The sequence below is a fragment of the Geodermatophilus sp. SYSU D00696 genome, from assembly GCF_054050235.1.
In genome coordinates this window covers 23,710-50,389 of record NZ_JBJGYY010000034.1, presented here as the reverse complement: position 1 = coordinate 50,389, position 26,680 = coordinate 23,710, and the positions used below count along the sequence as shown (strand labels likewise).

29 protein-coding genes, 1 pseudogene and 1 riboswitch are annotated in these 26,680 nt (G+C 75.2%); of the genes and pseudogenes, 12 read left to right on the top strand and 18 right to left on the bottom strand.

Annotation, left to right across the window (positions count from 1 at the left end; translation table 11 throughout):
• The 5 genes from ACI79O_RS18985 to ACI79O_RS18965 form a co-directional block, all read right to left on the bottom strand.
• A partial coding sequence (locus ACI79O_RS18985) for a YetF domain-containing protein (protein ID WP_456914920.1) occupies window positions 1–682 on the bottom strand: 682 nt, incomplete at its 3' end.
• Window positions 683–700: 18 nt separating this feature from the next.
• Entirely contained in the window at window positions 701–1,249 is a 549-nt protein-coding gene (locus ACI79O_RS18980; protein ID WP_456914919.1) for a redoxin domain-containing protein, read from the bottom strand.
• Complete coding sequence (locus tag ACI79O_RS18975; RefSeq protein ID WP_456914918.1) at window positions 1,246–2,880, bottom strand: SMP-30/gluconolactonase/LRE family protein; 1,635 nt, start codon at window positions 2,878–2,880, stop codon at window positions 1,246–1,248. Before ACI79O_RS18975 ends, ACI79O_RS18980 begins: the two co-directional genes overlap by 4 nt.
• 2 nt (window positions 2,881–2,882) lie before the next feature.
• Entirely contained in the window at window positions 2,883–4,085 is a 1,203-nt protein-coding gene (locus ACI79O_RS18970) for a heme-binding protein (protein WP_456891825.1), read from the bottom strand.
• Window positions 4,086–4,090: 5 nt separating this feature from the next.
• Complete coding sequence (locus tag ACI79O_RS18965; protein WP_456914917.1) at window positions 4,091–5,053, bottom strand: SMP-30/gluconolactonase/LRE family protein; 963 nt, start codon at window positions 5,051–5,053, stop codon at window positions 4,091–4,093.
• Between the two features lie 193 nt (window positions 5,054–5,246).
• Here ACI79O_RS18965 and ACI79O_RS18960 point away from each other — a divergent pair, with 193 nt between their 5' ends.
• The 5 genes and pseudogenes from ACI79O_RS18960 (at window position 5,247) to ACI79O_RS18940 (ending at window position 8,219) form a co-directional block, all read left to right on the top strand.
• The gene (locus ACI79O_RS18960; protein ID WP_456876923.1) at window positions 5,247–5,495 is read left to right on the top strand and encodes a hypothetical protein; all 249 of its coding nucleotides are present in this window, start codon (window positions 5,247–5,249) and stop codon (window positions 5,493–5,495) included.
• Window positions 5,473–6,048: a DM13 domain-containing protein gene (locus ACI79O_RS18955; RefSeq protein ID WP_456914916.1), complete on the top strand. Its 576-nt coding sequence runs from the start codon at window positions 5,473–5,475 to the stop codon at window positions 6,046–6,048. Before ACI79O_RS18960 ends, ACI79O_RS18955 begins: the two co-directional genes overlap by 23 nt.
• Window positions 6,049–6,073: 25 nt before the next feature.
• Window positions 6,074–6,865: a DUF427 domain-containing protein gene (locus ACI79O_RS18950; protein WP_456891831.1), complete on the top strand. Its 792-nt coding sequence runs from the start codon at window positions 6,074–6,076 to the stop codon at window positions 6,863–6,865.
• Between the two features lie 6 nt (window positions 6,866–6,871).
• A pseudogene (locus tag ACI79O_RS18945) lies at window positions 6,872–6,991 on the top strand (peptidoglycan-binding domain-containing protein); the annotation flags it as partial.
• A 172-nt stretch (window positions 6,992–7,163) separates the two neighbouring features.
• Window positions 7,164–8,219, top strand: a complete 1,056-nt coding sequence (locus ACI79O_RS18940) for a patatin-like phospholipase family protein (protein WP_456914915.1) — start codon at window positions 7,164–7,166, stop codon at window positions 8,217–8,219.
• A gap of 328 nt (window positions 8,220–8,547) precedes the next feature.
• Here ACI79O_RS18940 and ACI79O_RS18935 read toward each other — a convergent pair whose 3' ends face one another.
• Complete coding sequence (locus ACI79O_RS18935) at window positions 8,548–8,931, bottom strand: VOC family protein (protein WP_456891835.1); 384 nt, start codon at window positions 8,929–8,931, stop codon at window positions 8,548–8,550.
• Window positions 8,932–9,059: 128 nt separating this feature from the next.
• Window positions 9,060–9,710, bottom strand: a complete 651-nt coding sequence (locus ACI79O_RS18930; protein ID WP_456876916.1) for a TetR/AcrR family transcriptional regulator — start codon at window positions 9,708–9,710, stop codon at window positions 9,060–9,062.
• Window positions 9,711–9,772: 62 nt separating this feature from the next.
• Here ACI79O_RS18930 and ACI79O_RS18925 point away from each other — a divergent pair, with 62 nt between their 5' ends.
• From ACI79O_RS18925 to ACI79O_RS18915, 3 genes are all read left to right on the top strand, one after another.
• The gene (locus ACI79O_RS18925) at window positions 9,773–10,744 is read left to right on the top strand and encodes an oxidoreductase (RefSeq protein ID WP_456914914.1); all 972 of its coding nucleotides are present in this window, start codon (window positions 9,773–9,775) and stop codon (window positions 10,742–10,744) included.
• A complete protein-coding gene (locus tag ACI79O_RS18920) occupies window positions 10,741–11,586 on the top strand; it encodes an SDR family NAD(P)-dependent oxidoreductase (RefSeq protein WP_456914913.1) in 846 nt (281 codons plus the stop codon). The genes ACI79O_RS18925 and ACI79O_RS18920 overlap by 4 nt, the downstream gene beginning before the upstream one ends.
• 142 nt (window positions 11,587–11,728) lie before the next feature.
• Window positions 11,729–12,877, top strand: a complete 1,149-nt coding sequence (locus tag ACI79O_RS18915) for an ABC transporter ATP-binding protein (RefSeq protein ID WP_456914912.1) — start codon at window positions 11,729–11,731, stop codon at window positions 12,875–12,877.
• A gap of 206 nt (window positions 12,878–13,083) precedes the next feature.
• On the opposite strand, the gene ACI79O_RS18910 is transcribed toward ACI79O_RS18915, so the two are convergent.
• From ACI79O_RS18910 to ACI79O_RS18890, 5 genes are all read right to left on the bottom strand, one after another.
• Window positions 13,084–13,359 (bottom strand): type II toxin-antitoxin system RelE family toxin, encoded by a 276-nt coding sequence (locus ACI79O_RS18910; RefSeq protein WP_456914911.1) that lies wholly within the window; start codon window positions 13,357–13,359, stop codon window positions 13,084–13,086.
• The gene (locus ACI79O_RS18905) at window positions 13,356–13,631 is read right to left on the bottom strand and encodes a type II toxin-antitoxin system Phd/YefM family antitoxin (protein WP_456891845.1); all 276 of its coding nucleotides are present in this window, start codon (window positions 13,629–13,631) and stop codon (window positions 13,356–13,358) included. The genes ACI79O_RS18910 and ACI79O_RS18905 overlap by 4 nt, the downstream gene beginning before the upstream one ends.
• A 268-nt stretch (window positions 13,632–13,899) precedes the next feature.
• A complete protein-coding gene (locus tag ACI79O_RS18900) occupies window positions 13,900–14,970 on the bottom strand; it encodes a DNA polymerase domain-containing protein (protein WP_456914910.1) in 1,071 nt (356 codons plus the stop codon).
• A 26-nt stretch (window positions 14,971–14,996) separates the two neighbouring features.
• Complete coding sequence (locus ACI79O_RS18895; RefSeq protein ID WP_456914909.1) at window positions 14,997–16,565, bottom strand: alpha/beta hydrolase; 1,569 nt, start codon at window positions 16,563–16,565, stop codon at window positions 14,997–14,999.
• Between the two features lie 52 nt (window positions 16,566–16,617).
• Complete coding sequence (locus tag ACI79O_RS18890) at window positions 16,618–17,688, bottom strand: ATP-dependent DNA ligase (RefSeq protein ID WP_456891851.1); 1,071 nt, start codon at window positions 17,686–17,688, stop codon at window positions 16,618–16,620.
• Window positions 17,689–17,791: 103 nt separating this feature from the next.
• Here ACI79O_RS18890 and ACI79O_RS18885 point away from each other — a divergent pair, with 103 nt between their 5' ends.
• Together ACI79O_RS18885 and ACI79O_RS18880 are read left to right on the top strand one after the other, a co-directional pair.
• Complete coding sequence (locus ACI79O_RS18885) at window positions 17,792–18,025, top strand: type II toxin-antitoxin system Phd/YefM family antitoxin (protein ID WP_456891853.1); 234 nt, start codon at window positions 17,792–17,794, stop codon at window positions 18,023–18,025.
• Complete coding sequence (locus ACI79O_RS18880; protein ID WP_456891855.1) at window positions 18,022–18,408, top strand: type II toxin-antitoxin system VapC family toxin; 387 nt, start codon at window positions 18,022–18,024, stop codon at window positions 18,406–18,408. The genes ACI79O_RS18885 and ACI79O_RS18880 overlap by 4 nt, the downstream gene beginning before the upstream one ends.
• Before the next feature lie 34 nt (window positions 18,409–18,442).
• Here the strand turns inward: ACI79O_RS18880 and ACI79O_RS18875 are convergent, their stop codons facing one another.
• Window positions 18,443–19,099 (bottom strand): signal peptidase I, encoded by a 657-nt coding sequence (locus tag ACI79O_RS18875; protein ID WP_456891857.1) that lies wholly within the window; start codon window positions 19,097–19,099, stop codon window positions 18,443–18,445.
• A gap of 133 nt (window positions 19,100–19,232) precedes the next feature.
• Here ACI79O_RS18875 and ACI79O_RS18870 point away from each other — a divergent pair, with 133 nt between their 5' ends.
• Complete coding sequence (locus tag ACI79O_RS18870; RefSeq protein WP_456914908.1) at window positions 19,233–19,844, top strand: hypothetical protein; 612 nt, start codon at window positions 19,233–19,235, stop codon at window positions 19,842–19,844.
• A gap of 16 nt (window positions 19,845–19,860) precedes the next feature.
• On the opposite strand, the gene ACI79O_RS18865 is transcribed toward ACI79O_RS18870, so the two are convergent.
• Together ACI79O_RS18865 and ACI79O_RS18860 are read right to left on the bottom strand one after the other, a co-directional pair.
• Entirely contained in the window at window positions 19,861–20,550 is a 690-nt protein-coding gene (locus tag ACI79O_RS18865) for a LuxR C-terminal-related transcriptional regulator (protein ID WP_456914907.1), read from the bottom strand.
• Window positions 20,547–22,040, bottom strand: coding sequence for a sensor histidine kinase (locus ACI79O_RS18860; RefSeq protein ID WP_456914905.1), 1,494 nt, complete (start codon window positions 22,038–22,040; stop codon window positions 20,547–20,549). Before ACI79O_RS18860 ends, ACI79O_RS18865 begins: the two co-directional genes overlap by 4 nt.
• A gap of 255 nt (window positions 22,041–22,295) precedes the next feature.
• Here ACI79O_RS18860 and ACI79O_RS18855 point away from each other — a divergent pair, with 255 nt between their 5' ends.
• Window positions 22,296–22,910, top strand: coding sequence for a TasA family protein (locus tag ACI79O_RS18855; protein ID WP_456914904.1), 615 nt, complete (start codon window positions 22,296–22,298; stop codon window positions 22,908–22,910).
• Window positions 22,911–22,976: 66 nt separating this feature from the next.
• Here ACI79O_RS18855 and ACI79O_RS18850 read toward each other — a convergent pair whose 3' ends face one another.
• The 3 genes from ACI79O_RS18850 to ACI79O_RS18840 form a co-directional block, all read right to left on the bottom strand.
• The gene (locus ACI79O_RS18850) at window positions 22,977–23,699 is read right to left on the bottom strand and encodes a dihydrofolate reductase family protein (protein ID WP_456914903.1); all 723 of its coding nucleotides are present in this window, start codon (window positions 23,697–23,699) and stop codon (window positions 22,977–22,979) included.
• Window positions 23,700–23,701: 2 nt separating this feature from the next.
• The gene (gene treZ / locus ACI79O_RS18845; protein WP_456914902.1) at window positions 23,702–25,456 is read right to left on the bottom strand and encodes a malto-oligosyltrehalose trehalohydrolase; all 1,755 of its coding nucleotides are present in this window, start codon (window positions 25,454–25,456) and stop codon (window positions 23,702–23,704) included.
• Between the two features lie 180 nt (window positions 25,457–25,636).
• Window positions 25,637–26,326, bottom strand: coding sequence for a transglycosylase family protein (locus ACI79O_RS18840; RefSeq protein WP_456914901.1), 690 nt, complete (start codon window positions 26,324–26,326; stop codon window positions 25,637–25,639).
• A 3-nt stretch (window positions 26,327–26,329) separates the two neighbouring features.
• Window positions 26,330–26,457, bottom strand: a riboswitch (cyclic di-AMP (ydaO/yuaA leader).
• Window positions 26,458–26,680: the final 223 nt, after the last annotated feature.

Sequence of the window (26,680 nt, the reverse complement as noted above, 5' to 3'; positions counted from 1 at the left end):
GACGGTTTTTGAGAGAACATGAAGTGTGACGTGTGGGGGGGGGGGGCGGGGCGGGGGGGGCGCCCCCCCCCCCCCAAACCAAAACCCCGCGCAGACCCGCGCCACGGCCGCGCCGGGCGCCGTCCGCGGTGGCCGCCGCGATCGCCTGCTGGATGGCGTCGAGCCGCCGGTGGACCGCGTCGATGTCCCCCCGCGTCGCGGACATCCGCGCCGGTTCGAGCCAGACGACGATGCTGCCGCCGGGACCGAGGCCCGCCTCGGCGACGTCGCCGGCGCCGTCGGCACCCTGGGCGCGGAGGGCAGCCTCGACGTCCGCGCGCCGCAGCCCCTCCCGCCGCAGCGACCGGTCCAGGAACCGGCCGTGCCGGATCAGCGGGACGTCGGAGCCCTCGAACAGCCGGACGGCCCGCTCGGAGCGGGACACCACCCGGACGACGACCGCGTTCGTGGCGACGAGCACCGCGGCGGCCAGCAGCCCCCCGGCGACGCTGTCGTCGGGCCCGATGAGCGCGTTCTGGACGACGGTGGACAGCAGCAGCACGACGACGAGGTCGAACGAGTTCAGGTGGGCCAGGTTGCGCTTCCCGGCGACCCGCAGCAGCAGGGCGAGCGCCGCGTAGACCGCGACGGTGCGGAGGACCTTCTCGCCCGCGGGGACGTCGAGGGTCCAGACGTCCGACACGGTCCGGGGCCGTCCGGGTCACGCCGAGGCGCGGGCCCGGCTCCAGGCCGCGCGCGCCTCGGCGGTGGTGGGGTCGAAGTCGGCCTTGGTCCGCCGGAACAGGTCCTGCAGGTCCCGCCAGAGCTGGTCGGCGGACGGGCGCCCCCAGAACCAGTAGCCGCAGTAGACGCGGTCGATCACCAGTCCCGGCGCCAGCACCAGCGTGTGGGGCACGGTGGCCGGGTGGTGCGGGTCGGTGTACTCGTCGATGCCCAGCGCCCGCTGGACCGCGAGGTCGCCGTCGGAGAGGAAGGTCCACCAGGCGCCGGTGGAGCTCTTGAGCTTGTAGGTGTCGTGCAGGTCGTTCGGCACGATCGTGACCAGCGAGGTGAAGGCGATCGGGAGGACCTCCTGGAGCCTGAGCAGCTCCCGGTGGTGGGCCCGCTCCCGGGGGCAGTGCTCGCCCCGGCCGAGCTGCAGCACCATGGCGTCGGAGCCCTGCAGCTGCGACAGCCGCCACGGGGTCCCGTTCTCGTCGGGCAGCTCGAAGTCCGGCAGCACGGCGCCGACGTCCAGTCCGGTGCTCATCGGTCCTCCTCGTCGCGGGGACCGACGCCGCCGATCCCGGTCCGGATGCGGTAGACGCTCGTGGGCGCCGTGACGTACAGGGTGCGGCGGTCCGCGTCGCCCCAGGCGAGGCCGACCGGGCGCTCCGGCAGGTGCAGCGTGCCCAGGTGCCCGCCGTCGGGGGACAGCACCCGGATCCCGGAGCGCCCGCAGACGTACAGGTCGCCGTCCCGGTCGACGGTGATGCCGTCCACCGCGTCCTCGCCGCCGGCCGGGTGGACGACCACCCGGCCGCCGGACAGCGTGCCGTCGGCCGCCACGTCGTAGCGCACGACCGCCGGGCGGGCGGGGTCCCGGTCGGCGACGTAGAGGTGCCGCTCGTCGGGGGACAGGGCGATCCCGCCGGGATCGGTGAGCCCGTCCTCGACGAGGCGCACGACGCCGTCGCGCACGCAGAAGACGCCGCTGGACGGGAGCTCCCGCTCCGGGTCGTCGGCGCCGCCGGGCAGGCCGGACGGCGGATCGGTGAAGAAGAGCGTGCCGTCCGAGCGGTACACCAGGTCCTCCGGGCTGTTCAGCCGCCGGCCCTCGTGGCGGTCGGCCAGGACGGTGGTGTCGCCGTGCGGCTCCACCCGCAGCACCCGGCGGTTGCCGTGCTGGCAGATGGTCAGCCGCCCCTGCGGGTCGACGGCCAGCCCGGCCGAGCCGGGCGCGGTGAACCGGCCGATGTCGGTGCCGGCGTAGCCGCTGTGCGACCGGAACACCGTGACCCCGCCCCAGGGCGTCCACCGGTAGACGTGGTTGGTGGCGGGCGAGCTGAACAGCAGGGCGCCGTCGGCCGTCCACACCGGGCCGGCGGTGGACTCGAGGCCGCCGGCGACCCGCTCCGCCCCTGCGCCCGGCTCCAGGACGGCGTCCAGGCCGGCGTCCGCCCGGGTGGTCCGCAGCAGCACCGGCTCGGTCCGCCGCGCCCGGTGGGCCGGGTAGAGGTCCAGCGTGGCGCTGCGCAGCCAGATGTAGTTGCGGGGGGAGGCGGAGACGGGGCCGTTGGCGCCGAACACCGCGATCCGGAAGGTCTGGCCGGGCCGGGCGTCGTCGGTGAGCACCACGCGGTTCGGGGCGTTGAAGCCGGCCACCACCTGGCCGCCGGTGTCGCCCAGCGCCACGGGCAGCCGGCCGTCCACCCAGACCTCGGCGTAGTCGTCGACCACGACCTCGAAGACCACCGTGGTCCCGGTCGGGTCCAGGTCCCCGACGCGCTCGGGGAGGGTCACGCTCACCCGGTACCAGTTGAAGCAGACCCGCCCGCCGGCCAGGCGCAGCTGCGTGTCGCCGGGCGAGAGCACCCGCCAGGCGGAGTCGTCGAAGTCGGCCGCCCCGGCGTGCGGCAGCACGTCGAAGGTCCGGTTCGGCACGTCGCCCGGGCCGAGCGGGTCGGCCGGCGAGCCGACCTCGACGAAGTCGATCTCCTCGACCCGGGCGTCGCTGTACCGCCAGGTGGCCCCGACCAGCGCGGCGCCCTCGTCGGTCTGCAGGTCGACGACCGCGGCCGGGGCGCCGGGCAGCAGCTGCGGCGGCCGCGGCAGGTCGGCGGCCGGCCGGTGGCCGGTCGGCGCGGCCGTGGAGACGGCCGTGGAGGTGGCCGTGGCCACGGCTACGCCACCACCTTCGTCACGAGGTACAGGAAGGGGTCGGAGACGTCGACGAACTGGTGCGGCACGCCGGCCGGGACGACCAGCACGTCGCCCTCGCCGAGGTCGTGGGCGGTCCCGCCGTCGAGCGCCTCGGCGCGCAGCTCACCCGGCCCGACCTCGTGCGCGGAGCGCATCGTGCCCCCGGTGACGACCGTGGCCCGGCCCTGCACGACCCGCATGACGTCGACCACGGCGGCGTGGTACTCCACCGCGCCCGGGGCGGTGCGCCGTCCGGCGTCGACCTGGTAGCGGGCGGTGTCGACCAGCAGTCCGCCCGAGCGGAACCGCTCCTCGACCTCGGGCGCGGGGACGAGGACGGCGTCCTGCACGCCGGCGCCGGAGGCGGCCCGCCGGCCGGCGTCCCGGCCGATCTCGGCCAGCTCCTGGTCCTCGTCGGCCGAGGACGCGCCGCTCACGCCCACGGCGCCGACGACGTGGCCGTCGACCTCGATCGGCATGCCGCCCTGCAGCGGCACCGCGCCGGCCAGGTGCAGCGCCGACGGGCGCCCGCCGGAGGCCTGCTGCTCGAAGTCCCGGCTCGGGCGCCGGTAGAGCGCGGCGGTGCGGGCCTTGTCGGTGGCGACGCCGACGCTGGCGACCTGCGCCGCGTCGGGGCGCCACAGGTACACCAGGTCGCCACCCGCGTCGACGGCCGCGGCGACCGGCGCCACGCCGCGGGAGGTGGCCGCGTCGGCGACGGCCCGGATCGCGACCTGCGCGGCGGTGGCGCCCAGCGCCGGCACCTCGCGGGTGCTGAACGGCGCGGCCGCGCCGGCCAGGGAGACCGCCTCGTCCTCGTCCGGGGTCTCGCCGCTGGTGCCGATCGCGCCGACGACCTGGCCGTCGACCGTCAGCGGCACGCCTCCGGTCAGCGCCCGCGCGCCGTGCAGCGCCAGCGCGCCCAGCCGCCCGCCGGTCACCTGCTCCTCGATCTCCCGGCTCGGCCGCACGAAGACCGCCGCGGTCCGGGCCTTGTCGACGGCCACCTGGTCGCTGGCGGCCTGGCTGTCCTCCGTCCGGCGCAGGGCGAGCACCCGCCCCGCGGCGTCGACGATCGCGATGACGACCCGGTGGCCGTGCGCGGTTGCGTGCTTCTCGGCGGCGGCGAGGACCGCGTCCACGCCGACGCCGTCGAGGACCCTGCGCGTGCGGACCGCGGTCATGGCGGTCACGCTCCTCTCGTGTTCAGGACGGCGACCCACACGGCCGTGTCCGCGGTGATGAACAGCCGGTCGCGGTCGCGACCGCCGAAGGTGAGGTTGACCGCGCCGGGCACGGCGAGCCGCCCGAGCAGCGCTCCGCCGGGGGTCAGCACCCGGACGCCGTCGGGGCAGCAGACGTAGAGCCGGCCGGCCACGTCCACGGCGAGCCCGTCGGGGGTGCCCGTGGGCGTGGTGTCCACGACCCGCCGCGCGGCGAGCGCGTCCCCGCCGACGACGTCGTAGGCGTAGACGTGGTGCGGCCGGTCCCGGTGGTGGCTGCCCGGCTCCTGCTCGGCGCCGCTGTCGGCGACGTAGAGCACCGTCCCGTCGGGGGAGAAGACCAGCCCGTTGGGCTTGTCGAGGTCGTCGGCGACCACCCGCAGCCGGCCGGTGGCGGGGTCGAACCGGTACACCGCGTCCGGCAGCTCGGGCGCGGGACGGAAGCCCTGCAGGTGCCCGTACGACGGGTCGGTGAACCAGATGGTCCCGTCCCGGTGCACGACGACGTCGTTGGGGGAGTTCAGCGGACGCCCGTCGTGGGCGTGCACGACCGTCGTCGTCGCCCCGGTGGCGGGGTCGAGGTGCGCCAGCCGGGCGGGGGAGTCGGGGCCGCCTTGGTCGCACACCAGCAGACCGGACCTCCACGCGGTCATCCCGTTGGGCGCGACGACGGTCCCGGGCACGGTCGTCACGGGATCGGCGCCGGCGCCGGCCCGGTCACCGTCCAGCGCGATCCGCCGGACCAGCGCCCCGGGCGGCCGGCCCCGGGGGGTCGTGGTGACGTAGAGGGCGTCGTCGCGGGGCAGGTACGTCGGGCCCTCGTGCGCGTCGCACCGGACCAGGACCGCCAGCGACGGGGACGTGCCCGTGACGGCGGCGAACCCCGCGTCGTCCGCGACGACGGCGTCCGCCGACAGACCGGTTGCCATCGCCCCTCCTACCGTCCCCCCGACCGCGGGGGGCTCGTGCACCGGCTGTCCCGGCTCGGCCGCGGGCGTTTCACCACCTCCTCGTCCCGCCGTGCTCGGCCGGGCGTGTAACCGATCCCCGGGGTGCACCGACGTCAGGGGTGCAGGGGCTGCCGTCCGGGCGGTTCCCCCGAGAGGTCAGGGGTGGTCGGTCATGGCTCCCAGGACGACAGACGGGTCCGGGCTGGTCGAGCTGGCCCGCCGCGAGCACGGCGCCGTCGAGGTGACACTGCTCTGGGACCGGGGGACCGGCGCCGCGGTGGTCGTCGTGTGGAACTGGGACACCGGCACCTGCCTCCGGCTGGAGGTCGAACCCGGGCGGGCCGGCTACGCGTTCGCCCACCCCTACGCGGTCGCCGCCGAGCAGGAGGTGTCCTCGGGTGACGTCCTCCAGGCGGCCTGACCGCAGCGCCGGCGCGGCCCGGCGCCGGAGGTGGCTGTGGCCGGCCGCGGCCCTCGCCGTCCTGCTCGCGGTGGTGCTGGTCTGGTTCCAGCCGCAGAAGCTCCTCTACGGCCAGCGGGTCGACGAGGCCCTGCCGACCGTGGCGGCCGGACCACCGGGGAGCGCCGCCCCCGGCGCATCGTCCGGCGCGGCGACGGCGCCGCAGCCGCCGGTGGAGCTCGCCTCGGGCGGCTTCGTCTCCCGGGAGCACGCCACGAGCGGCACCGCCCGGGTCCTGCGCCTCGCCGACGGGCGGGTGGTCGTGCGGTTCGAGGACTTCGCGACCTCCAACGGGCCGGTGCTGGTCGTCTGGCTGTCCCCGAACCCGGCGCGGGGGGAGGAGGACGCGTTCGGCGACGGGCACGTCGCGCTCGGGCCGCTCAAGGGCACCGCCGGCGACCAGAACTACCTCGTCCCCGCCGGCGTCGACACCTCCGCGTACGCGAGCGTGGTCGTCTGGTGCGACCGCTTCGACGTCGTCTTCGGCGCGGCCGACCTCGCGCCGCCCGGCTGAGCACCCGACCCACGAGAGGCACGTCATGGCTGATCCGATCCACCCGCTGCGCGACCACCCGCGGATGGCGGCCGAGACCGGCCGGGTCGAGCCCGTCCCGCGGCGGATCCGGGCCACGCTGGCCGGGCGGACGGTCCTCGACACCACGCGCGCCCGCTACCTGTGGGAGATCCCCGCCTATCCCCAGTACCTGGTGCCGGTGGCGGACGTCGATCCCGCCTGCCTGGTCGACGAGGGGTCCGAGCAGCACTCCGCGCACGGCACCGCCCGCCGCCACGGGCTCCGCGCCGGCGGGGAGGACCGGCCCGGCAGCGTCCGGGTCTTCGGAACCGACGCCGCCGAGGGGGTCGCCGGGACCGCCCGCTTCGACTGGACGGCGCTCGACGCCTGGTACGAGGAGGACGAGCAGGTCTTCGTCCACCCCCGCAGCCCCTACGTCCGGGTCGACGCGCTGCGGTCCCACCGCCACGTCCGCGTGCAGCTCGACGGGCAGGTCCTCGCCGACAGCCGGAGCCCGGTGCTGCTCTTCGAGACCGGACTGGTCACCCGCTACTACCTCCCGCGCACCGACGTGGCGTTCGAGCGGCTCCGCAGCAGCGACACCCGGACGGCCTGCCCGTACAAGGGCGTCACCTCGGAGTACTGGTCGCTGCGCGGGGACGGCGGGACGCCGGCTCCCGAGGACGTCGCCTGGTCCTACGCGTTCCCCACCCAGCAGGTCGCACCGATCGCCGGTCTCGTGGCCTTCTACAGCGAGAGGGTGGACGTCGAGGTCGACGGGGTGGCCCTGCCGCGAGCCCGGACCCGCTCCACCTGACCCGGCGTGCCGGGGAAGGGGGACCAGCTGCTCCGGCGTGGTGACCGTGGGGCCGCGGTGGCGACCTGGCAGTGGCGCCTCGTCCAGGTCCTCGACAGGAGGATCGACGTCGACGAGGTCTTCGGGCCGATGACCGAGCAGGCGACCCGCGACTTCCAGAGCACCTCGGGCCTCGCCGTGGACGCCGTCGACGGCCACGCACCCGAGCCGCGATGGTCCGGGCCCTCGGCCTCTGACGCGCACGGGGCGTCGGGGTGGATCGTCCGTACGCACGTCCTTCGAGCGGAGGTGGATGGCGATGACCGGGCAGCAGAGGTGCGACCTCGTCCTCGAGGGCGGTGGCGTCAAGGGCATCGGCCTGGTCGGCGCCCTCTCGGTGCTGGAGGAGGCCGGGTACCGCGTCCAGCGGGTCGCCGGGACCTCGGCCGGGGCGATCGTCGGGTCGCTGGTCGCCGCGGGGACCCCTGCGGCGCGGCTGGCCGAGATCATGGCCGGGCTGGACTGGCGCCGGTTCCAGGACAGGAGCCTGGTGGACCGCATCCCGATCCTCGGCCAGGCGCTGTCACTCGCGTTCGACAAGGGCCTCTACGAGGGGCGGTACCTGCGCGACTGGCTGGTCGACCGGCTGGCCGAGCGCGGGGTGACCACGTTCAGCGACCTGGCGATCACCCCGGAGCAGGACCCGGGCTCCGCGCTGCCACCGGAGAAGCGCTACCGGCTGACGGTGGTCGTCTCCGACGTCACCTGCGGCCTGATGCGCACCCTCCCGGCGGACTACGACCGCTACGGCCTCGTGGCCGACGACGTCCCCGTCGCCGACGCCGCGCGGGCCTCGGCCTCCATCCCGTTCTTCTTCGAGCCGGTGACCCTCGACGACGTCCGGGAGAGACGGAAGGTCGTGCTGGTGGACGGCGGGATGCTGTCCAACTTCCCGGTCGGGGTCTTCGACCGCCGCGACGGCCGGCCGCCGCGCTGGCCGACCTTCGGGATCAAGCTCTCCGCCAGGGGTCCGGCCACGCCGCCCGGGTTCGCGGTGCGCGGCCCGGCGAGCCTCAGCCTGGCGTTGCTCAAGACCCTGATCGGCCACACCGACCGGGCCCACCTCAACGACCCGGACGTCGTCGAGCGGACGATCTTCGTCGACACCGACGGCGTCTCGGCGACCGACTTCGACCTCGACCGGGCGACCGCCGACCGCCTCTACGAGAACGGCCGCACCGCCGCGCGGCAGTTCCTCGACACCTGGGACTGGGACGCCTACCTCGCCCGCCGCACCACCCGGCTGGGGGCCGAGCCGAGGATCCCGCAGCAGGCGCCGGCGCCCGACACCCTGGAGGCAGCACCCGGCACCTGACGGCCCGGCCTCCCCGGACACGGGCGAGGCGCGCACCGCCGTGGTGGACTCGTTCCCTCGGACGGCCGCGGCGTCGTCCGCAGGCGGCTGCAGAAGTGGCGTCGTGCGGGTGCGGCCACGCGGGCTCGTCCTGCTCGTCGCGCTCGCCTCCGCCGTCGCCCAGGCGTTCGGCCGCTTCTCCTACGCGCTGCTGCCGGGGTCCGCGCCGAGTCGTCGGGCGGGTTCGCCGTCCCCGTCCTCCTCGCGGGGCCGTGGCGGCGGTGGGGGCCGGTGCCGGTCTCGACTCCTTCCGCGCGCGGGGCTCCCGCCGCCGGGTGGGCGGCCCGGTTCAGTCGGGCTGGTCGACGCAGAGGATGTTGCCCTCGCTGTCGGTGAACCAGGCCGCCCGCCCCATCCCGGGGATCGAGGCGATGGGGCCGGCCCACTCGACACCGGGCATGTCGTAGTGCTCGAACCGCACGCCCTTGGCCTCGAGGTCGTGGACCTGGGACTCGATGTCGTCGACGTGGACCTGGGCGAGCGTGTGCCCCGCCCGCCCGGCGAAGTCGGTGCGGTAGACGGTGAAGCTCGTCCCGCCGGTGGTGCGGTACGTGAGCTGGACGCCCTCGACCTCGGCGACGGGGGTGAGGCCGAGCTTGTCGGCGTAGAAGTCACGCGCCCGGTCGAGGTCGCTGGCCGGGATGTTCGCCTCGACGCGGCTGTCGTTCAGCATGGCCGGCTCCGGTCGGCTCGGTGGAGTTCCCCCGTGCGGACGTCCGGACGGTAGACCCGCGGCCGGGCCGGAGGAAGGGTCCCTGGTCACGGGTGCGGCGCGGGCGGATCCGGCCGGTCGGTGTCTCGCTACGGGGACCCGGCGGTCGCCGGGCCACGGCCCCGCAGCAGCGTGGCGGTGACCCGTCGCACGCGTGCCACGACGGCGTCGGCGTCCTCGTCCGTCGAGCCGAACTGGCCGTCGGCGAGGAGGGCGGCGTGGCCGTGGGCCACGGTGAGGACGTCGACCGCCAGGTCCCTCGCGGCCTCCTCGTCCGCGTCGCCGTCGGGTCGGGCGGCGAGCGCCCGGGCGGCTGCCAGCCAGGTGCCGTAGCTCTGCAGCGCCGCCTCGGCCAGCGCCGGGAACCGGGACTTGGTGACCTCGGCGCGGAACAGGGCACTGAAGAGGGCCGGCTCGTCGACGGAGAACCGGACGTAGGCGGCCGCTGCCGCGCTGAGCTGCGCGGCCGGGTCGGACTGCCCGGCGATCGCGGCGTCCAGCCGAGGCCGGAGCACCTGGTGGGCCCGGACGCCGACGGCCGCCAGCAGCGACTCCTTGTCCGGGAAGTGCCGGTACGGAGCGCCGACGCTCACGCCGGCCCTGCGCGCGGCCTCGGCCAGGGAGAAGCCGTGCACCCCCTGCTCGCGGATCAGCTCGATCGCCGTGTCGGTGAGCACTGCCGGGAGGTCGCCGTGGTGGTAGCCGCGCTCCGGTCCCGACGTCTTGACGCTCCTGGGCATGCGTGTCACCTTAGTGACCGCAATGTATGTAGTACTCACATACATCTCGGAGGGAGCCCGACGTGCCGCACACGTGGGAACACCAGTCACGGCCGGACCTGCACGGGGCGGTGGTCCTCGTCACCGGGGCGAGCAGCGGAGTGGGGGCAGCGACGTCGCGTGCCCTCGCGGAGACGGGAGCCCACGTGGTGCTCGCGGTCCGCGACCCGGACAAGGCCCGCGCCGTCGTCAGCCGCATCGCCGACACGGTCCCCGGTGCCTCGCTCGAGATCGCGCGGGTCGACATGGCCGACCTCGGGAGCGTCCGGGCCCTGGCCGAGTCGGTCGTGCGCCGCCACGACCGTCTGGACCTGCTGGTGAACAACGCCGCGGTGGCGGCCGTCCCGCGGCAGGTCACCGTCGACGGCCTCGAGTTGCAGATCGCCGTCGCCCACTTCGGCCACTTCGCGCTGACCGGCCGCCTGCTGCCGCTGCTGCTGGCCACCCAGGACTCACGGGTGGTGACGGTGACCAGCGGCATCGCCGCCAGGCCCCGGATCGACCTCGCCGATCTGCAGTCCGAGCGGGACTACCGCCGCTACCCCGCCTACGCCCAGGCCAAGAGCGCCAACATGCTCTTCGCCCTGGAGTTGCACCGCCGCCTGGAACGGGCGGGTGCCGAGACCCGCAGCCTCGCCGCGCAGCCGGGGTGGACCCGCTCGGGACTGGGGCCGGGGGACACCGCCGGCCGCGTCGAGCGGGCGCTCATCGCCGTCGGCAACGCGCTGTTCGCCCACGATCCCGAGGTGGGCGCGCAGCCGATCCTGACGGCGTCCCTCGCGCCGCTCCCCGGAGGCACCTTCGTCACGCGCCGCCGCCTGAACGGCCTCAAGGGCGCCCCGGTGCCGGTGGCACCGGACCGGATCCCGGCCGATCCCGAACAACAGTCCGGCCTGTGGGCAGCCTCGGAGGCGCTCACCGGCGTGACGTTCCCCCTGTCCCCCGTGGGGTCGCCCGGTGCGCCGGTGTCGGGGGAGGAGGTGAGCCGGCCGTGAGGACGGCCCTGGTCACCGGGGCCACGAGCGGCATCGGCCGGGCCACCGTCGAGCGGCTGCTGCGGGACGGCTGGCACGTCCTGGCAGCCGGCCGGCGCGCCGGGCCCCTGGCTCCGCTCGTCGAGGCCGGCGCCCGGCCGGTCGTCTTCGACGTCACCGATCCCGCCGGCACGCGGGTCACCGTCACGGAGGCGGTGGAGGCGTCCGGCGGTCGGCTCCACGCCCTGGTCAACGCCGCCGGGTACGGCCTCTACGGTGCCGTGGAGGCCACCGACCTGGACCGGGCGCGGGACCAGTTCGAGGTCAACGTCCTCGGCCTGGTCGCGGTGACGCAGACGGCGCTGCCCTCCCTGCGCCGCGCCGGGGGAGGCGTCGTCGTCAACATCTCCTCGGTGGCCGGCCGGATGACCACGCCCATGGCGGGCTGGTACTCGGCCTCCAAGTACGCCGTCGAGGCGCTCTCCGACGCGCTCCGCGCCGAACTGCACGACGACGGCATCCGCGTGGTCGTGGTCGAACCCGCCGCGATCGCAACGGGCTTCGAGACCGTCGCCCTCGCGCACGCCCGCCGCAACAGCAGCCCCCGCTACGCCCGGATGGCCGACGACCTCGAGCGGCTGGTGCGCGACGGGTTCCGCGGCGCGCCACCTCCCGACGTCGTCGCCGACGTCGTGGCCCGCGCCGTGAGCAGCCCGCGGCCCCGGACGCGCTACCTCGTGCCGCGCCAGGCCCGCGCGCTCGTCGCTGCCCGCGGTCTGCTCGGCGACCGCGCCTTCGACGCGGTGATCCGTCACCGCATGCGCTCAGGGCGACCGCGGACGCGGAGTGGCGCGGTGGCCTGACGGCCTCCTCGCGCGACGAGACCCTCGTCGTCGTGGACGGACCGCCGTCTGAGCGCGGTGAGCGGCCACGGCGGTGCACACTCGCTGCACGGGACGGTCGGGCGGGACGAGGCGGCGGGCAGGACCGATGACGGACACGGGCGTGGACGGTGTGACCGTCGTGCGTGGCGGCACGACGGTGCTGAGCGACGTGACGCTGCTGGCGGCCGACGGCGAACTGCTCGTGGTGCTGGGCCCGTCCGGCAGCGGCAAGTCGACGCTGCTGCGTGCCATCGCCGGTCTCGAGGAGGCCGGCTCCGGCGACGTGCTGATCCGGGGCCGCCGGGTCACCCGGCTGCCGTCCGCCGAGCGGCACGTGGCCATGGTGTTCCAGTCGTCCGCCCTGTTCCCGTTCCTCGACGTGGCGCACAACCTCGGGTGGGGACTGCGGGTGCAGCACCGGCCCGAGGCAGAGGTGCAGGAGCGGGTCCGCGGCCGGGCCCGGCAGTTGCGGCTCGGCCGTCTGCTGTCCCGTCGGCCGGGTCAGCTGTCCGGGGGCGAGCGCGGCCTGGTCGGCATCGGCCGCGCGCTCGTGCAGGTCCCGGACGTCTTCCTCCTCGACGAGCCCCTCGGCGACCTCGACGCCGTGCAGCGCGTCGAGGTCCGGCGGCAGATCGTCGCGGCCGTCCGTTCCCTCGGCGTCCCCACCTTCTACGTCACCCACGACCCGGCCGAGGGCCTGGTGATCGCCGATCGGGTCGCGCTGCTGCACGAGGGCCGCATCGTGCAGGTGGACAGGCCCAGGGAGTTGTACGAGCGGCCGGTGGACCTGTTCGTCGCCGAGTTCATCGGCGACCCGCCGATCGGGCTGCTGTCCGCCCGGCTGGTGTCCGCCGGTGGGCAGGCCGGCTTCCAGGTGGGTACCCGGACCCTGCCCCTGTGGCAGGCGGTGCCGCCGTCGCTGCTCGACCACGTCGGCCGCGAGGTCGTCCTCGGACTGCGTGCCGAGGACGTGCACGACGCCCAGGCCGGTTCCGACCCGGACGCCGTCACGCTGGACGGGGTGGTGAGCCACGTCGAGTACACCGGGCGGCACCACGTGGTCGCGGTCGTGGTGGACGCTGCGCCGGACGACCCGGACGGCGGACCGCCCGGAGGCGGTTCCTCCGGCGGCATCCTGCACGCGTTCTTCCCGCCGCGGGCGGTGATCCGCCCCGGGGACGCGGTGCGGGTCACCGTCGACGCGACTCGCGCGCACGTGTTCGACCCCGCCACGGGCCGTGCGCTGCACCACCCTCCGGATCGGCGCTGAGCACCACCGCGTCGAACGCCGGACTCCCCGTCCGCGCCGGCCGGCTTCCTGGCCCGGCTCGGCTGCACCCGCATCGGCTCCCGGCATCTTCGGGGAGCGGACCACGAAAGCGCTGTTCAGAGCGGCTGAACCGCAGGCCAGCGTCGAGCCTCAGTGGGTGGGTCACCGGGCGAGTTGTCGCGTCCGGACCGGCACGGAGGTGCCGGTCAGCCGTAGACGTCGGCGCGGTGCGAGATGCGTACGACCCGGACGAGGACCTCGTCGTCGTGGATCGAGTAGACGACGCGGTACTGGCCCCGTCGCGCGGACCAGTAGCCCTCGAGATCGAAGCGCAGCGGCTTGCCGACGCGGTACGGGTCCGCAGCCAGCGGCCCGTAGAGGAAGTCGACGACCGCGACAGCCACCGGCTCGGGGAGGTCGCGCTCGATGGCCCGCTTGGCCGCTGCCGAGAGGACGACGGTGTACCGACCCGGGCCGGTCACCGCCGGCGGGCCGCGAGTGCGGCCCGCACCTCCGCCTCTCCGTAGGCCTCGCCGCCGGCCATCTCCTCCTCTGACTGCCGGATCTCCGAGCGCGCTCGAGGGTCGGACAGGATCTCCAGGGTCTCCATCAGGGACTCGTAGTCCTCGACGGCCAGGATGACCGCGACCGGGCTGCCGTTCCTCGTGACCGTGACGCGTTCGTGCGTGCCGGCGACCTCGTCGATCACCTGACTGAAGTGCGCCTTGACCGCCGCCAGCGACCGCGTCGTCATGACCACAATCATGGTCAGCCAGCGGGCGGCGGTCAAGGACCTCGGCCGGGAGGCCGGTCAGCTCGTCGAGCACTTGCTCGCGGCCGAGGGGCGATCAGCGAGCAGGAGGAACAGTGGACGCTCCAGCCGCTGCGCTCGATGGTCCACGGTGTGTCGGAACTCGGTCCCAGGAGCCCGGGGAGGCGACCGGAGGAGTACGCCCGATTCACTGCAGGACGTGGGTTGTCCGTCGAGTGATCGCTGTGCTCCCCTGGCGTTGAGCGCCGACTCATCCATCCGCGCTGGTAGGACGCTTGGCCCTGCTCGGTTGGACCCGCATGGGTTCGCCCGGCATCTTCGGGTAGTCCGGCGGATAGGGGAGGTCGCCCAGGCCGGCGTCCCTCTCCTGCCGCTCGGCGAGCTCCAGCAGCGGCTCGATGCCGAACGCGTGCCCAGCCAGCCCGGCGTGCTTGTCACCGACCGCCGTGAAGCGGGCCGGCATGGTCAGCACGTCGAAGTCGGTGGGGTGGACGTCGGGCAGCTCGTCCCAGTCCAGCGGGGCCGAGACCGGCGCGTACGGCTTGGGCCGGATGGAGTAGGCGGAGGCGATGGTGCGGTCCCGAGCCATCTGGTTGTAGTCGATGAAGATCTTCTGGCCGCGCTCCTCCTTCCACCATGACATGGTCACGCGGTCGGGCAGGCGCCGCTCCAGCTCGCGGCCGAAGGCGATCACCGCCCGGCGCACCTCGGTGAAGGTCCAGCGCGGCTGGATGGGCACGTACACGTGCACTCCCCGCCCGCCGGAGGTCTTGGGCCAGCCCTCCATGCCGAGCTCGTGCAGCAGTTCCCGTACGTGCGGGGCCACCCAGACGGCGTCGGCGAAGTCGGTGCCCGGCTGCGGGTCGAGGTCGATGCGGATCTGGTTCGGCGACTCGACGTCGTCCTTGCCGACCGGCCACGGGTGGAACGTCAGCGTGCCGAGGTTGGCGCACCACGCGACGACGGCGACCGAGTCGGGCGCGATCTCGTCGGCGGTCCGCCCGCTGGGGAAGGTGATGTGCGCCGTCGGCACCCAGTCGGGGGCGTTCTTGGGGACCCGCTTCTGGTAGAACGCGTCGCCGGTGTTGTCCACCCGCGTCGACAGCCGGGCCCCCTCGAACACCCCGCCGGGCCAGCGCTCGAGCGTGGTGGGCCGGTCCCGCAGGGCGAACAGGATCCCCTCGCCGACGGCGACGAAGTACTCGACGACGTCGATCTTGCGGATGCCGCGCTCGGCGAAGTACGGCTTCTCCGGGTTGGAGACGCGCACCTCGTGCCCGTCGATGGTCAGGACCACCGCGTCCTTGCTGCTGCTCGCCATCCGTCAGCTCCCGGGGCCGGGGCGGCTCAGGCCGGGCACGTCAGCCCGTCCTGCGGCGCCGTGAGGTCGATGAGGTAGGCGTTCACCGCCGTCGTGACGCACTCGGTCTTCGGGTAGGCGGTGTGGCCCTGTCCCTGCCAGACCACCAGCACGCCCGCGGTGAGGTCCTCGGCCATGTTCTCGGCGCCGGGCAGCGGGGTCACCGGGTCACCGCTGTTGCCGACGACGAGGAGCGGCGCGCTGCCCTCGGCGTCGCGCTCCGGCAGCGGCGTGCGAGGGGCATCCCACACCCCGCAGGTGTAGAGGCTGGAGGCGGCACCGGCGCCGAAGAGCGGGTAGCGGGTCACCCAGTCCTGCGCGAGGGCCAGTACCTGCTCCTCCGACCAGGTCTCGTCCTCGGGGGTGTCGGCGCAGTCGATCGCGATGCTCGCGTCGGTCTGGTTGGTGTAGGTCCCGTTGGGCAGCCGGCCGGTGTACCGGTCGGTGAGGGAGAACAGCCCCGCGGCGTCGCCGTTGTTGCGCGCGGCGGCCAGCGACTGCGACAGCTGCGGCCACGAGCCGGGGTCGTACATGGCCGCGAGCACCGCCGTGAAGACCACCCCGGGCGTCGCCGTCCGGGTCTCGCCGGGGACGGAGCTGGGGATCGGTGTGCCGGCGGCCTGGGCGAGCAGCTCGTCGAGGAAGCGGCGCGGCTCCCCGCCGAGCGGGCACCCGGAGACCAGCCCGGTGCAGTTGGCCGCGAACGCGTCGAAGGACGCCTCGAGCCCGGCGGCCTGCGACTCGACCCGGGTCTGCGGGTCGGCGACGGGGTCGACCGCGGCGTCGAGCACCATCGCCCGCACGTTCTCGGGGAACAGCTCGGCGTAGGTGCTGCCCAGCGTCGTCCCGTAGGAGTAGCCCAGGTAGGTCAGCTGCTCGTCGCCCAGCGACTCCCGCAGCAGGTCCATGTCGCGGGCGGTGTCGGCGGTGTTGAACGTGCCCAGCGCGTCGCCGTACTCCTCGGTGCAGGCCTCGGAGATCTCGTCGGTGATGGCCAGGACGTCGTCCATCTGCTCCTGCGTCGTGGGTCGCGGCTCGGCGGCGGTCGAGCGGTCCTTCAGCTCGGCCGGGATGCACTCCACCGGCGTGGACAGGCCGACGCCGCGGGGGTCGAAGCCGACCAGGTCGAAGCGGCGCAGCACGTCCTCGGGCATCGACAGCGCCAGGCTCAGCGCGGCGTCGGCCCCCGACCCGCCCGGGCCTCCGGGGTTGACCAGCAGCGAGCCGATCCGGTCGGTCTGCCCGGCGAGCGTGGCCCGGACGAGGAACAGCGGCAGCGTGGGGCCGTCGGCCTCGTCGTGGTCGATGGGCACCTCGGTGCGGCCGCACTCGAAGAACAGGTCGCGCTCGCTGCCGGGCGTCCCGGCGATCAGCTGGGTGATCTGCGCGTCACAGTCGGTCCAGGCGATCGGCGCGGCCTCCACCTCGGCCGGCGCCGACGACTCCGCCGCCGACGAGGCCTGGGCCTCACCGGCCGACTCCGAGAACGAGGTGCAGCCGGTGACCGCCAGGAGCAGTCCGGTCGAGGCGGCGAGCACACCGCGGCGCAGACGCATGATCACCACGGTAGGAGGCCGGTGCCAGGGGTGCAGGGCGGTGTCCGGGACCTCACCCCGAGAGGACCTCGGCGAGGTCGTAGCGCACCGGGACCTCGAGCTGGTCGTAGGTGCAGCTCACGGCGTCGCGGTCGGGACGCCAGCGCAGGAACTGCCCGGTGTGCCGCAGCCGCCGGCCCTCGAGCTGGTCGTACTTGATCTCGACGACGAGCTCGGGCCGCAGCGGCACCCACGACAGGTCCTTCTTCGCGTTCCACCGGCTCTGCGCGCCCGGCATCCGGTGCTCGCCATCGGCCTGCAGCTCGGCGTTCGCCCACTCCCGCCAGGGGTGGGTGTCCAGGGCGTCGGTGCGGTAGGGCGCCAGCTCCTCGACCAGCTCGGCGCGCCGGGCCATCGGGAACGACGCCGCGACGCCGATGTGCTGCAGGCCGCCGTCGTCGTAGAGGCCCAGCAGCAGCGACCCGACCACCGGCCCGCTCTTGTGCCAGCGGAACCCGGCGACGACGCAGTCGGCGGTGCGCACGTGCTTGACCTTGGTCATCAGCCGCTGGTCGGGGCCGTAGGGCAGATCCGGGGCCTTGGCGACGACGCCGTCGAGTCCGGCGCCCTCGAACTCCTCGAACCAGCGCCGCGCGGTCCCGGCGTCCTGCGTCACCGCCGTCACGTGCACCCGCTCGTGGGTGCCGGACAGCACCTCGCGCAGCCGCGCCCGGCGCTGCGCGAACGGCGTCTCCATCAGCGACTCGTCGCCCACCGCCAGCAGGTCGAAGGCGACGAAGTGCGCCGGGGTCTGCTCGGCGAGCAGGTCGACCCGCGACTTCGCCGGGTGGATGCGCTGCAGCAGTGACTCGAAGTGCAGCCGGTCGCCCTGAGGCACCACGATCTCGCCGTCGACGACGCAGCGCTCCGGCAGCGCCTCCTTGACCGCGGCCACGACCTCGGGGAAGTAGCGGGTGAGCGGGCGCTCGTTGCGGCTGCCGAGCTCGACCTCGTCGCCGTCGCGGAAGACGATGCAGCGGAACCCGTCCCACTTGGGCTCGTAGAACGTCCCGTCCGCCGTGGGCAGCGTCGTCGTGGCCTTGGCCAGCATCGGCTTCACCGGCGGGAGAACGGGCAGGTCCATGCCGGCCAGTCAATCAGCGCTGTCCGACGGTGCACAGGACGACGTCGACCGAACGGGTGGCGCGGCCCGATCCACGAGATGACCAGATGACCAGACTAAGTGCATGACGGTGTCGGTCGGGGTGCACGAGGCGAAGACGCACCTGTCCCGGCTGCTCGAGCGGGTCGCGGCCGGTGAGGAGGTCGAGATCACCAACCGCGGGCGCGTGGTCGCCCGCCTGGTGGCCCCCGCACGGCGCACGCCGAACTTCGGCTTCGACCGCGGCAACGTGTGGATCGCCGACGACTTCGACGAGCTGCCGGAGGACCTGCAGCGGGCGTTCGAGGGCGAGGAGTGAGGGTCCTCCTCGACACCCACGTCCTCGTGTGGGCGGCGACCACTCCGGAGCGGCTGGGATCCGACCTCCAGGCGATCGAGGACGCCGAGCAGAGGCTCCTCTCCGCGGTGTGCGTGTGGGAGCTGGCCGTCAAGCAGGGCCTGGGCAAGCTGACCCTGGGGTCCGACGTCCGCACCTGGGCGCGTCGGGTGGCCGCGGAGCTGGCGCTGGACCACCTGCCCGTCACCGCCGAGCAGGCGGTCGCGGTCGAGCACCTCCCCGACGTGCACCGTGACCCCTTCGACCGGCTCCTGGTGGCTCAGGCCGTCGCCGAGGGGGCCCTGCTGCTGACCGCGGACTCCCGCCTCGCCGGGTACGGGGGCGCCGTCCGGCTCGTCGGCTGAGGTCGGTCGCGGCCGGTGGCGGCGCCGCCGGGACTCAGCCCGGCCGGTCGACCAGCCCGATCGCTGCCGGAGGGGTCGCAGCGGGGCGGACGGCGGGCAGCCGGACGGTGGTGTCGTCGAACGGTGCGGGGTGCGCGTCGTGGCCGGGCGACGTCCGCGGACGCGCCCCCGGCGAGGCCGCGACGGCGGCGCAGACGAGGACGATGAGCAGGCCCGCGCCCTTGGGCGAGTGCAGGACCGCCGCGAGCCGGCCGAGGTGCGGCACGGCGAACCACAGCTCGCCGCGCACCGAGGAGGCCGGGACCGGGTCGAGGTCCGGGGCGTCGTTCGCGTCGCCCCGGGTGGTGAACACCGGAACCCCGCTGGTGGTGTCCACCGCGACGACCCGGTGGGTCACGAGCTCCGGGGCGCCGGGACGGCGCTGGAACGTGATCACGTCGCCGGGCTCGACCTCCGCCGTGTCGGCCGTGCGCGTGAAGACCATGCCGCCCACCGGCAGGCCGGGCGTCATGCTCCCGCTCAGGACGGCGAGCGCGGAGCCGCCGGTGACCGCGGGGTAGAGGGCGATGCCGAGTGCGGCCGCCGTCGAGGTCACCAGTACGAGGCCCAGCACCCAGGAGACGAGTCGGCGCAGCCGGCGCACGAGCGCGTTCCCGGCCGCGGGCTCCGCGGCGCTGGCTCGGCGGGACACGTCCCGATGCTCCCCGGCGGGCCGGCGGCCCACATCATCGAAATCGACGATGTGCCGGTGGGCCCCGCGCGCGCACGATCGTCCGCGTGCGCTGCCGGTTCCCCGTGACCCGCCGTCGTGGGGCAGGTGGCGCGTGAGGCGCGGCACGGCCTGGGCCCTCGGCGGTGTCCTGGCTGGGACGCTGGTTCTCGGCGTGGACGGCACGACGGCCACGTTCGTCGACACCGCCGTCCTCCCAGCGAAGGCGGGGGCGGGGTCGGTGACCCTCGACGTGGCGCCGGAGGGCCCGGTCGCGGGTCACCGGCTGCTGATGAACCCGGGCCAGGGCGGCACCGTCCGGGTCGCCACGGACGTCTCCGGAGCCGCGCCGGCCGAGCTGCGGCTCTCGGTGGTCGGCGTCCCCGAGGAGCGGCCGTGCGCCGGGCTCCCCGACATCACGCTCACCGTCCGGCCGGCCACCGGGGCACCGACCGTCGCTGACCTGTGCGAGCTGGCGACCGGGCGCGGCGCTCCGTTGCTCCTCACGGACGCCCCGGACAGCGAGACCACCCTGTCGCTCACGGCCACCGGGGAAGGCGGCTCCTCCCCGGCGGCCGACCGCTGGGACGGCACCCTCCGCCTCACCCTGGAACACCGGGGAGGCGGCTTCAGCGACGCGCGTGACGTGCCCGTCCGCGTCGTCCGGCCCGACGCCCAGGGAGGCCACGGCGGCGGGGCAGAGCCCGGTCGCGCCGGCGGGGACTGACCGCTCCCGGGGGCGGTCAGCGTGCCGGCAGCGGGCCCGGCCGGTCGAGCCAGCCCGACCGGCGGGCGAGCGCCACCGCCTGCAGCTGGGAGTTGACCGCCAGCTTCGTCAGCACGGCGCGGATCTGCGTGCGGACGGTGGCCTCGCTCACGTGGGCCGTCGCCGCGATCGTCGCCGCGGGCATGCCGGCCGCGAGGCACCGCAGCACCTCGTCCTCCCGCGGGCTCAGCTGCCGGAACGGCGCCAGCCGGGCGGTCTCGTCGGCGCGCGCCCGCCGGGCGGCGGCGAGCAGGTCCTGACGGCGCCCCTCGTCGAGCACCGGCCGTCCCTCCCGAACGGTGCCCAGCACGCGGACGAGGCTCTCGAGGTCGGTGTCCTTGGGCAGGACCGTCACCGCGCCACGCTCCACCGCGGTGCCCCAGGTCCCGTTCCCCGTCTCCGCGGTGAGGACCACCACCCGGCAGCCCGCGCTGGTGAGGGGACCGACCAGGTCGAGGCCGTCGATCGGCACGCCGTCGGCCCCGGTGCCGAGCCGGAGGTCGAGGAGCACCGTCGCCGGGGCGGCCGCGGCGCAGACCCGGGTGATCCCCTCGGCGGTGTCGGGGACCACGCGCCGGGCGGGGACGCCGGCCGCCCGCAACCCGATCTCCACCGCCTGGGCGAACAGCGAGTGGTCGTCGACCAGCAGCACCGGCGGGCCGTTCATCGCGCCAGGCCCAGTTCGGTGGGCACGTCCACGGCGGACCGCGGTCGCGGGACCGCCGCACTGCGGGCCGCCTGAGCCGGGGCCCGGACGGGCAGCGTGAGCACGAAGCAGCAGCCGACGGGGCTGTCCGCCGTGGTGAGGTCGCCACCGTGCCGCCGGGCGAGGTCCCGGGAGATGGCCAGACCGAGGCCCTCGCCGGGGCTGTCGGGGCGCCGCGCGCCGGCCTCGAAGACGGTGTCCCGGGGACCGGCCGGGAGGCCGGGGCCGTCGTCGGCCACGGTGACCGTGAGCCGGTCGGTGACCTCGACCGACACCCGGCACAGTGACCGAGGCGTGTGGGACAGGACGTTGCCGAGGAGGTTGCCCAGGATCACCGCCAGGGCATCGCCGTCCACGGCCACCGGCGCGGTCCCCGAGGGGGACCAGGCCACCCGCAGGCCGCGCTCCCGGTGGCTGACGACCAGGGGCCGGACGACCCTGTCGAGGTCGACGACGGTGACCGACGGCGTCCGATCGGGCAGTCGCAGCATGCGCCCGAGCCTGGCCAGCTCCAGGGTGATCGACTCCTCCAGGTCGGCGCGGGCAGCGCTCGCCGGTCCCAGGTGGCGGACGGCGGAGGACGCGGCGCGGACGCCGGCGACCGCCGCCCGCGCGTCGTGCAGGCAGGCGCGGGCCTGCTGCAACTCCCGCTCGTGGCCGGCGAGCTGCTCCAGCAGCCCGGCGACGTAGCGCTCCTGACCGGCCAGCGCGCCGGTGAGGCGGTGGAGCCCGACCAGGACGGCGGCCAGCGCGACGGCGAGGAGCCCGGTGTCCTCGACGGCCTGCACCGCGGCGGCGGTGCCGGGCACGACGGCCGGGAGGCCCGGCGCGGCGGTGAGGAGCCCGACGACGAGCGCGCTCGCGCCCAGTGCCCCGGAGGACCTCCGGTCGTGGGCATCGAGCCGGTCGCCGCGCGGGGTGGCGCCGGCGACGAGGACCCACAGCGCGCCGGCCAGCACGAAGCCCGAGGCTCGTGCGGCGCCGCCGAAGGGGATCGACGGACCGAGCGTCCCGGCGGCCACGAGTACCGCTGCGACGAGGGGGAGCGCGACCAGCCCGGCACCGATCGCGGTGCCCCGCCGCGGCCGGGTGCCGGCGTCGGTGGCGGCGCGGAGAACGGCGCAGGCGGCAGCCACGACCACGGCCAGCCCGACGCCCTCGGACAGGTCCGGCGACCGCTGGTCGAGGAGGGCGGAGGCCGCGACCGTGGCGGGATCGTGCAGGCCCAGCAGGACCAGCCCGACGCCGGTGTACCAGGTGGCCCGCGTGCCGGTCACCCGCCAGCAGAGCAGGAACATCGCACCCGCGGCGACCAGGCCCAGGGTCGCGAGCAGCACCAGGACGGTGTGCCGCGCCTCGTGGCCGGCCGTGACCAGGACCGTGAGCGCCGCGGCGACGACCGTGCAGCGACCGACGGACAGCCACCGCCGCCCAGAACTGATCGCGCACATGCTCCGCACTCCTCGAACCCCCCCGTCGAACGAAGGGCACCACATCACACGGACGGGTGACACCACGGCGGTCCGCGACGAGGGAGGGGCGCCAGCGCCACGCGGTGACTCTGTGACAGACGTGTTCCGGTACCAGAGTGGATCAACAGAACTGACGATGCCGCGGAGGGGGTGGGCGACCGACGCTGTCGTCGTTCGCCGCACGCATGCCGGCGAGAACCGTCGCCGTGACGGGGACACCGACAGGAGACACCCGTGAAGAAGATCGCACTCGCCTCCGCCGCCATGGGCGGCGCCGCACTGCTCGCCTTCGGCGCCAGCGGCACCTTCGCCGCCTTCCAGGACAGCAGCACCCAGACCGCCGGCGCGGGCGCCGGGACGCTCACCATCGGTGTCGGGCGCCCCGCATCGGCTCCGGCCCAGGCGGGCAACCTCGCACCCGGTGAGTCGGTCGTGGTGCCGCTGTACGTGAAGAACACCGGTAACGACATCTCCGGCACACTCGGCGCGAGCATCGAGGGGATCGTCGACCAGGAGAACGGCTGCTACGGGCCCGAGATCGCTGCTGAGGACGGCTGCCAGGCCGCGGACGACGAGGGTGAGTTCAGCGCGGCCGCCGACTACGCCGTTGCGCTGTCCGGTGCCAGTGAGACTGCCTGCAACGCATCCGCGACCCCGAATGGCTGGGGCTGGATCCCCTTCCAGGAGGACGACGGTCTCCTCCCGACTGCCTCGCCGCTGAGCCTGGACCCGGGCAAGGGAGCGTGCCTCCTGCTGCGCATCACGCTGGACGAGGAGCGGGCGGGCAACGACGTGCAGAGCGATGTCATGAGCTTCACCGCGAAGCTGACGCTCGAGCAGAAGTTCTGATCAACCGTTGGTGCACGCGGGGGCGGTCCGGGTTCTCCCGGGCCGCCCTCGCGGCGTTCCCGGGGCTCAGGAACCGATGGCGTAGCGGGTGAACAGGACGCCGTCCTCCTCGAGCACCTGGACCAGCCGCGGGCGGACGACGTCGGCCAGCGCCCGGTCGAGCAGCCGGGCCGGCCCGCCGACCAGGGCGGGGGAGACGGTGAGGTCGAGTTCGTCGACCACGCCCGCGTCCAGCGCCGCCGACAGCAGCGCCGGCCCGCCCTCGCACACCAGCTGCCCGAGGCCGCGGTCGGCCAGCCGGTCGAGCGCGAGCGGCAGGTCGACGTCGTCGTCGCCGCAGACGAGCACCTCGACGCCGGCGTCGGCCAGCGCGGCGCGGCGGCCGGGGTCGGCGGCGGCGCAGGTCACCAGCAGGGTCGGGGCCTGCGCCAGCCGGTCGCCGGGCGCCATCGACGCTCGGCGCGAGACCACCGCCACCGGCAGCTCCGGCGGCCGCCCGAGGGACGCGCGCAGCCGGCCCACCGCGGAGTCGGCGGGCACCGGGCGGTAGCCCTCGGCCGCGGCGGTGCCGTGCCCGACCAGGACGGCGTCGGCCAGGGCCCGCAGCACGCGGAACACCCGCTGGTCCCCGGGCGAGCCCAGCCCCGCGCTGCGCCCGTCGACGGCGATCGCGCCGTCGAGCGAGACGACGAAGTCGACCCGCACCGACCGCCCCGGCGACAGCCGGTAGGCCGCGGCGAGCGCGGCGTCGTCCGCGACGGGCCCGGCGTCCGGGAACAGCCGCCGCACGGTCAGCGGGTGGTGAGCACGGCCGAGCTCTCGGCCGGCAGCGTCACCGTGTCGCCGTCCAGCGCCGGGTCGTCCCCGGTGGCGAACAGCACGCCGGTGGCCGGCCGGTCGAGGTCGACCTCCCGCGGCTCGCCCGACAGGTTGGCCACCACCCGCAGCGCGCCGCGGTGCACAACCAGCAGGCGGTCCTCGTCGTCCCAGCCGACCTCCACCGCGCCCAGGTCCGGGTCGACCAGATCCGGCTGCGCCCGGCGCAGCGCCAGCAGCGCCCGGGTGGTCGCCAGCAGCCGCGCGTGCGGCTCGCGCTCGGGCTCCGACCAGTCCAGCTTCGAGCGGGTGAACGTCTCCGGGTCCTGCGGGTCGGGCACCTCGTCGGCGTCCCAGCCGTGCTCGGCGAACTCGCCCTTGCGCCCCTCGGCCGTCGCCCGCCCGATCTCCGGGTCGGTGTGGCTGGTGAAGAACTGCCACGGCGTCGAGGCGCCCCACTCCTCGCCCATGAACAGCATCGGGGTGAACGGGCCGGTGAGGACCAGCGTCGCGCCGACGGCGAGCAGGCCGGGGGACAGCGACGCCGAGATCCGGTCACCGATGGCGCGGTTGCCGACCTGGTCGTGGTCCTGCAGGTAGCCGAGGAACGCCCAGCCCGGCAGCCGCGCGGTGTCGACCGGCCGGCCGTGGGACCGGCGGCGGAAGCTCGACCAGGTGCCGTCGTGGAAGTACGCGCCGGTCAGCGTCTTGGCCAGTCCCGCCAGCCCGGCCGCGGCGAAGTCGCCGTAGTAGCCCTGCCCCTCGCCGGTGAGCACCGCGTGCAGCGCGTGGTGGAAGTCGTCGCTCCACTGCGCGTGGATGCCCGTGCCGTTGGCGGCGCGCGGGGTCACCAGCCGGGGGTCGTTGAGGTCGCTCTCGGCGATCAGTGTCAGCGGCCGGCCCAGCGCCGCCGAGAGCCGGTCGACCTCCTGTGCCATCTCCTCGAGCACGTGGGTGGCCCGCTCGTCGACCAGCGCGTGGACGGCGTCGAGCCGCAGCCCGTCGACGTGCATGTCCCGCAGCCACATCAGCGCGTTGTCGAGGATGTAGCGGCGCACCTCGTCGGAGTCGGGCCCGGACAGGTTGATCGACGAGCCCCACGGGTTGGGCCCGCCCTCGCTGAACACCGGCATGAACAGCGGCAGGTAGTTCCCCGACGGGCCGAGGTGGTTGTAGACGACGTCCTGGATCACGCCCAGGCCGCGCTGGTGGCAGGCGTCGACGAACCGCTGGTAGGCCGCCGGCCCGCCGTAGCTCTCCTGCACCGTGTACCAGAGGACGCCGTCGTAGCCCCAGTTGTGCGTGCCGTCGAAGCCGTTGACCGGCAGCAGCTCGACGAAGTCGACGCCGAGGTCGACGAGGTGGTCCAGGCGCTCGACCGCCGCGTCCAGGGTGCCCTCGGGCGTAAAGGTGCCCACGTGCATCTCATAGACGACGCCGCCGGCCAGCGGGCGCCCGGTCCAGGCGCCGTCGCCCCAGGAGTGGGCCGCGGGGTCGAAGCGGCGGGACGGGCCGTGGACGCCGTCGGGCTGGCGGCGCGAGCGCGGGTCCGGCCGCACGGTGTCGTCGTCGCCGAGCAGGAAGCCGTAGTCGGCCTCGGGCGCGGCCGGCACCTCGGCGCGCCACCAGCCGCCGTCGTCGCGGCGCATGTCGTGCACGGCGCCGTCGACCTGCAGGCGCACCCGCTCCGGCACGGGCGCCCAGACGGCGAACTCGGCGGCAGCGGACATGCGAGGACCTCCCGGCGGTGGTGCGGCTGACCGGACCCTCTTGCCCGCTGGGGGAGCGGTCAACCGCCGCGGGCGGCGGCCCGCGGGGGAGCGGGTCCCCCGGCGGCCGCGCGGCTCACGGCCGGCCGAGACCCCCGGGCTCCCGGCAGCCGGGGGAGGACCCCCCGGCTGCCGGAGGACTCACGGGAGCTGCAGCTCCTGACCGACGTAGATCCGGTTCGGGTCGCTGCACTCGTCGCGGTTGGCGGCCCACACCGCCCGCCAGCCACCGTCGACGCCCTGCGCCCCCGCGATCTTGCCGAGGGTGTCGCCGCTCTTCACGACGTAGGAGCCGCCCTCACCGTCGCCGCGGTCCCAGCGGGAGCCGCGGTCCCAGCTGCGGTCGGCGTCCTCGGCCGGTGCCGGCGCCGGCTCCTCGGCGGCCGGAGCGGGAGCGGGGGCAGGAGCGGCGGCCGGCTCCGGAGCCGGCGCGGGGGCCGGCGCGGGGGCCGGGGCAGCCGCGGCCTCGGGCGAGCCGGCCTCCGGCGCCGACGGGTCGAGGTTCTTGCCGCAGGTCGGCCAGGCGCCCGGGCCCTGGACGTCGAGCGTGGCCTCGGCGACGGCGATCTGCTGCGCCTTGGTCGCCAGGTCGGCGCGCGGGGCGTAGTCGAGGCCGCCGAAGGCCTCCCAGGTGCTCTGGCTGAACTGCAGGCCGCCGTAGTAGCCGTTGCCGGTGTTGATGCTCCAATTGCCGCTGGACTCGCACTGGGCGACGGCGTCCCAGTCGTTGGGGGCGGCGGCCGAGGCCGGGCCGGCCGCGACGCCGATCGCGGCCGCGGCCACGCCGGTCGTCACGAGGGCACGGCGGAGGAAGGACGTGGACGTGCGCATGCGGGATCTCCGATCCGCCGCCTGCGAGGTGAGCTGTCGGGTTCGGAGCGATCGGTGCCCCGGCCGCACGTGTGCGGCTTCACCCCCAGGCGCTGCGTCCGGTCCCCCCGTGACCGCGGCGCACACGCCGAGATGGGTCCCCCACCCCCGTCCTGGCTGTGCAGGAGGAACGGAGCCCGGCGGACGGGGTTCGGCGGACCGGCTCCGGCACGCCGCCGTCGGTCGGCCGCGTGCGGGAGCCAAGGTAACGGTCGCATCACGGGGCGGCACACCGGCCCCACCCGTCACGGCGTGCCGCCCGGCGTCCCGGGTCCGGCCCGGGCGCGGCACCGCAGGTCACGGCGGCGCCGGGCG

What these genes read in the sequence shown, in the direction of transcription:
- ACI79O_RS18950 (WP_456891831.1), top strand. Translation starts at nt 6,074, where the DNA reads ATGGCTGATCCGATCCACCCGCTGCGCGACCACCCGCGGATGGCGGCC.
- treZ (WP_456914902.1), bottom strand. Translation starts at nt 25,456, where the DNA reads ATGTCCGCTGCCGCCGAGTTCGCCGTCTGGGCGCCCGTGCCGGAGCGG.
- ACI79O_RS18890 (WP_456891851.1), bottom strand. Translation starts at nt 17,688, where the DNA reads ATGGACCTGCCCGTTCTCCCGCCGGTGAAGCCGATGCTGGCCAAGGCC.
- ACI79O_RS18970 (WP_456891825.1), bottom strand. Translation starts at nt 4,085, where the DNA reads ATGACCGCGGTCCGCACGCGCAGGGTCCTCGACGGCGTCGGCGTGGAC.
- ACI79O_RS18905 (WP_456891845.1), bottom strand. Translation starts at nt 13,631, where the DNA reads ATGACGACGCGGTCGCTGGCGGCGGTCAAGGCGCACTTCAGTCAGGTG.
- ACI79O_RS18865 (WP_456914907.1), bottom strand. Translation starts at nt 20,550, where the DNA reads ATGAACGGCCCGCCGGTGCTGCTGGTCGACGACCACTCGCTGTTCGCC.
- ACI79O_RS18895 (WP_456914909.1), bottom strand. Translation starts at nt 16,565, where the DNA reads ATGCGTCTGCGCCGCGGTGTGCTCGCCGCCTCGACCGGACTGCTCCTG.
- ACI79O_RS18860 (WP_456914905.1), bottom strand. Translation starts at nt 22,040, where the DNA reads ATGTGCGCGATCAGTTCTGGGCGGCGGTGGCTGTCCGTCGGTCGCTGC.
- ACI79O_RS18840 (WP_456914901.1), bottom strand. Translation starts at nt 26,326, where the DNA reads ATGCGCACGTCCACGTCCTTCCTCCGCCGTGCCCTCGTGACGACCGGC.
- ACI79O_RS18940 (WP_456914915.1), top strand. Translation starts at nt 7,164, where the DNA reads ATGACCGGGCAGCAGAGGTGCGACCTCGTCCTCGAGGGCGGTGGCGTC.
- ACI79O_RS18885 (WP_456891853.1), top strand. Translation starts at nt 17,792, where the DNA reads ATGACGGTGTCGGTCGGGGTGCACGAGGCGAAGACGCACCTGTCCCGG.
- ACI79O_RS18960 (WP_456876923.1), top strand. Translation starts at nt 5,247, where the DNA reads ATGGCTCCCAGGACGACAGACGGGTCCGGGCTGGTCGAGCTGGCCCGC.
- ACI79O_RS18965 (WP_456914917.1), bottom strand. Translation starts at nt 5,053, where the DNA reads ATGGCAACCGGTCTGTCGGCGGACGCCGTCGTCGCGGACGACGCGGGG.
- ACI79O_RS18900 (WP_456914910.1), bottom strand. Translation starts at nt 14,970, where the DNA reads ATGGCGAGCAGCAGCAAGGACGCGGTGGTCCTGACCATCGACGGGCAC.
- ACI79O_RS18980 (WP_456914919.1), bottom strand. Translation starts at nt 1,249, where the DNA reads ATGAGCACCGGACTGGACGTCGGCGCCGTGCTGCCGGACTTCGAGCTG.
- ACI79O_RS18935 (WP_456891835.1), bottom strand. Translation starts at nt 8,931, where the DNA reads ATGCTGAACGACAGCCGCGTCGAGGCGAACATCCCGGCCAGCGACCTC.
- ACI79O_RS18930 (WP_456876916.1), bottom strand. Translation starts at nt 9,710, where the DNA reads ATGCCCAGGAGCGTCAAGACGTCGGGACCGGAGCGCGGCTACCACCAC.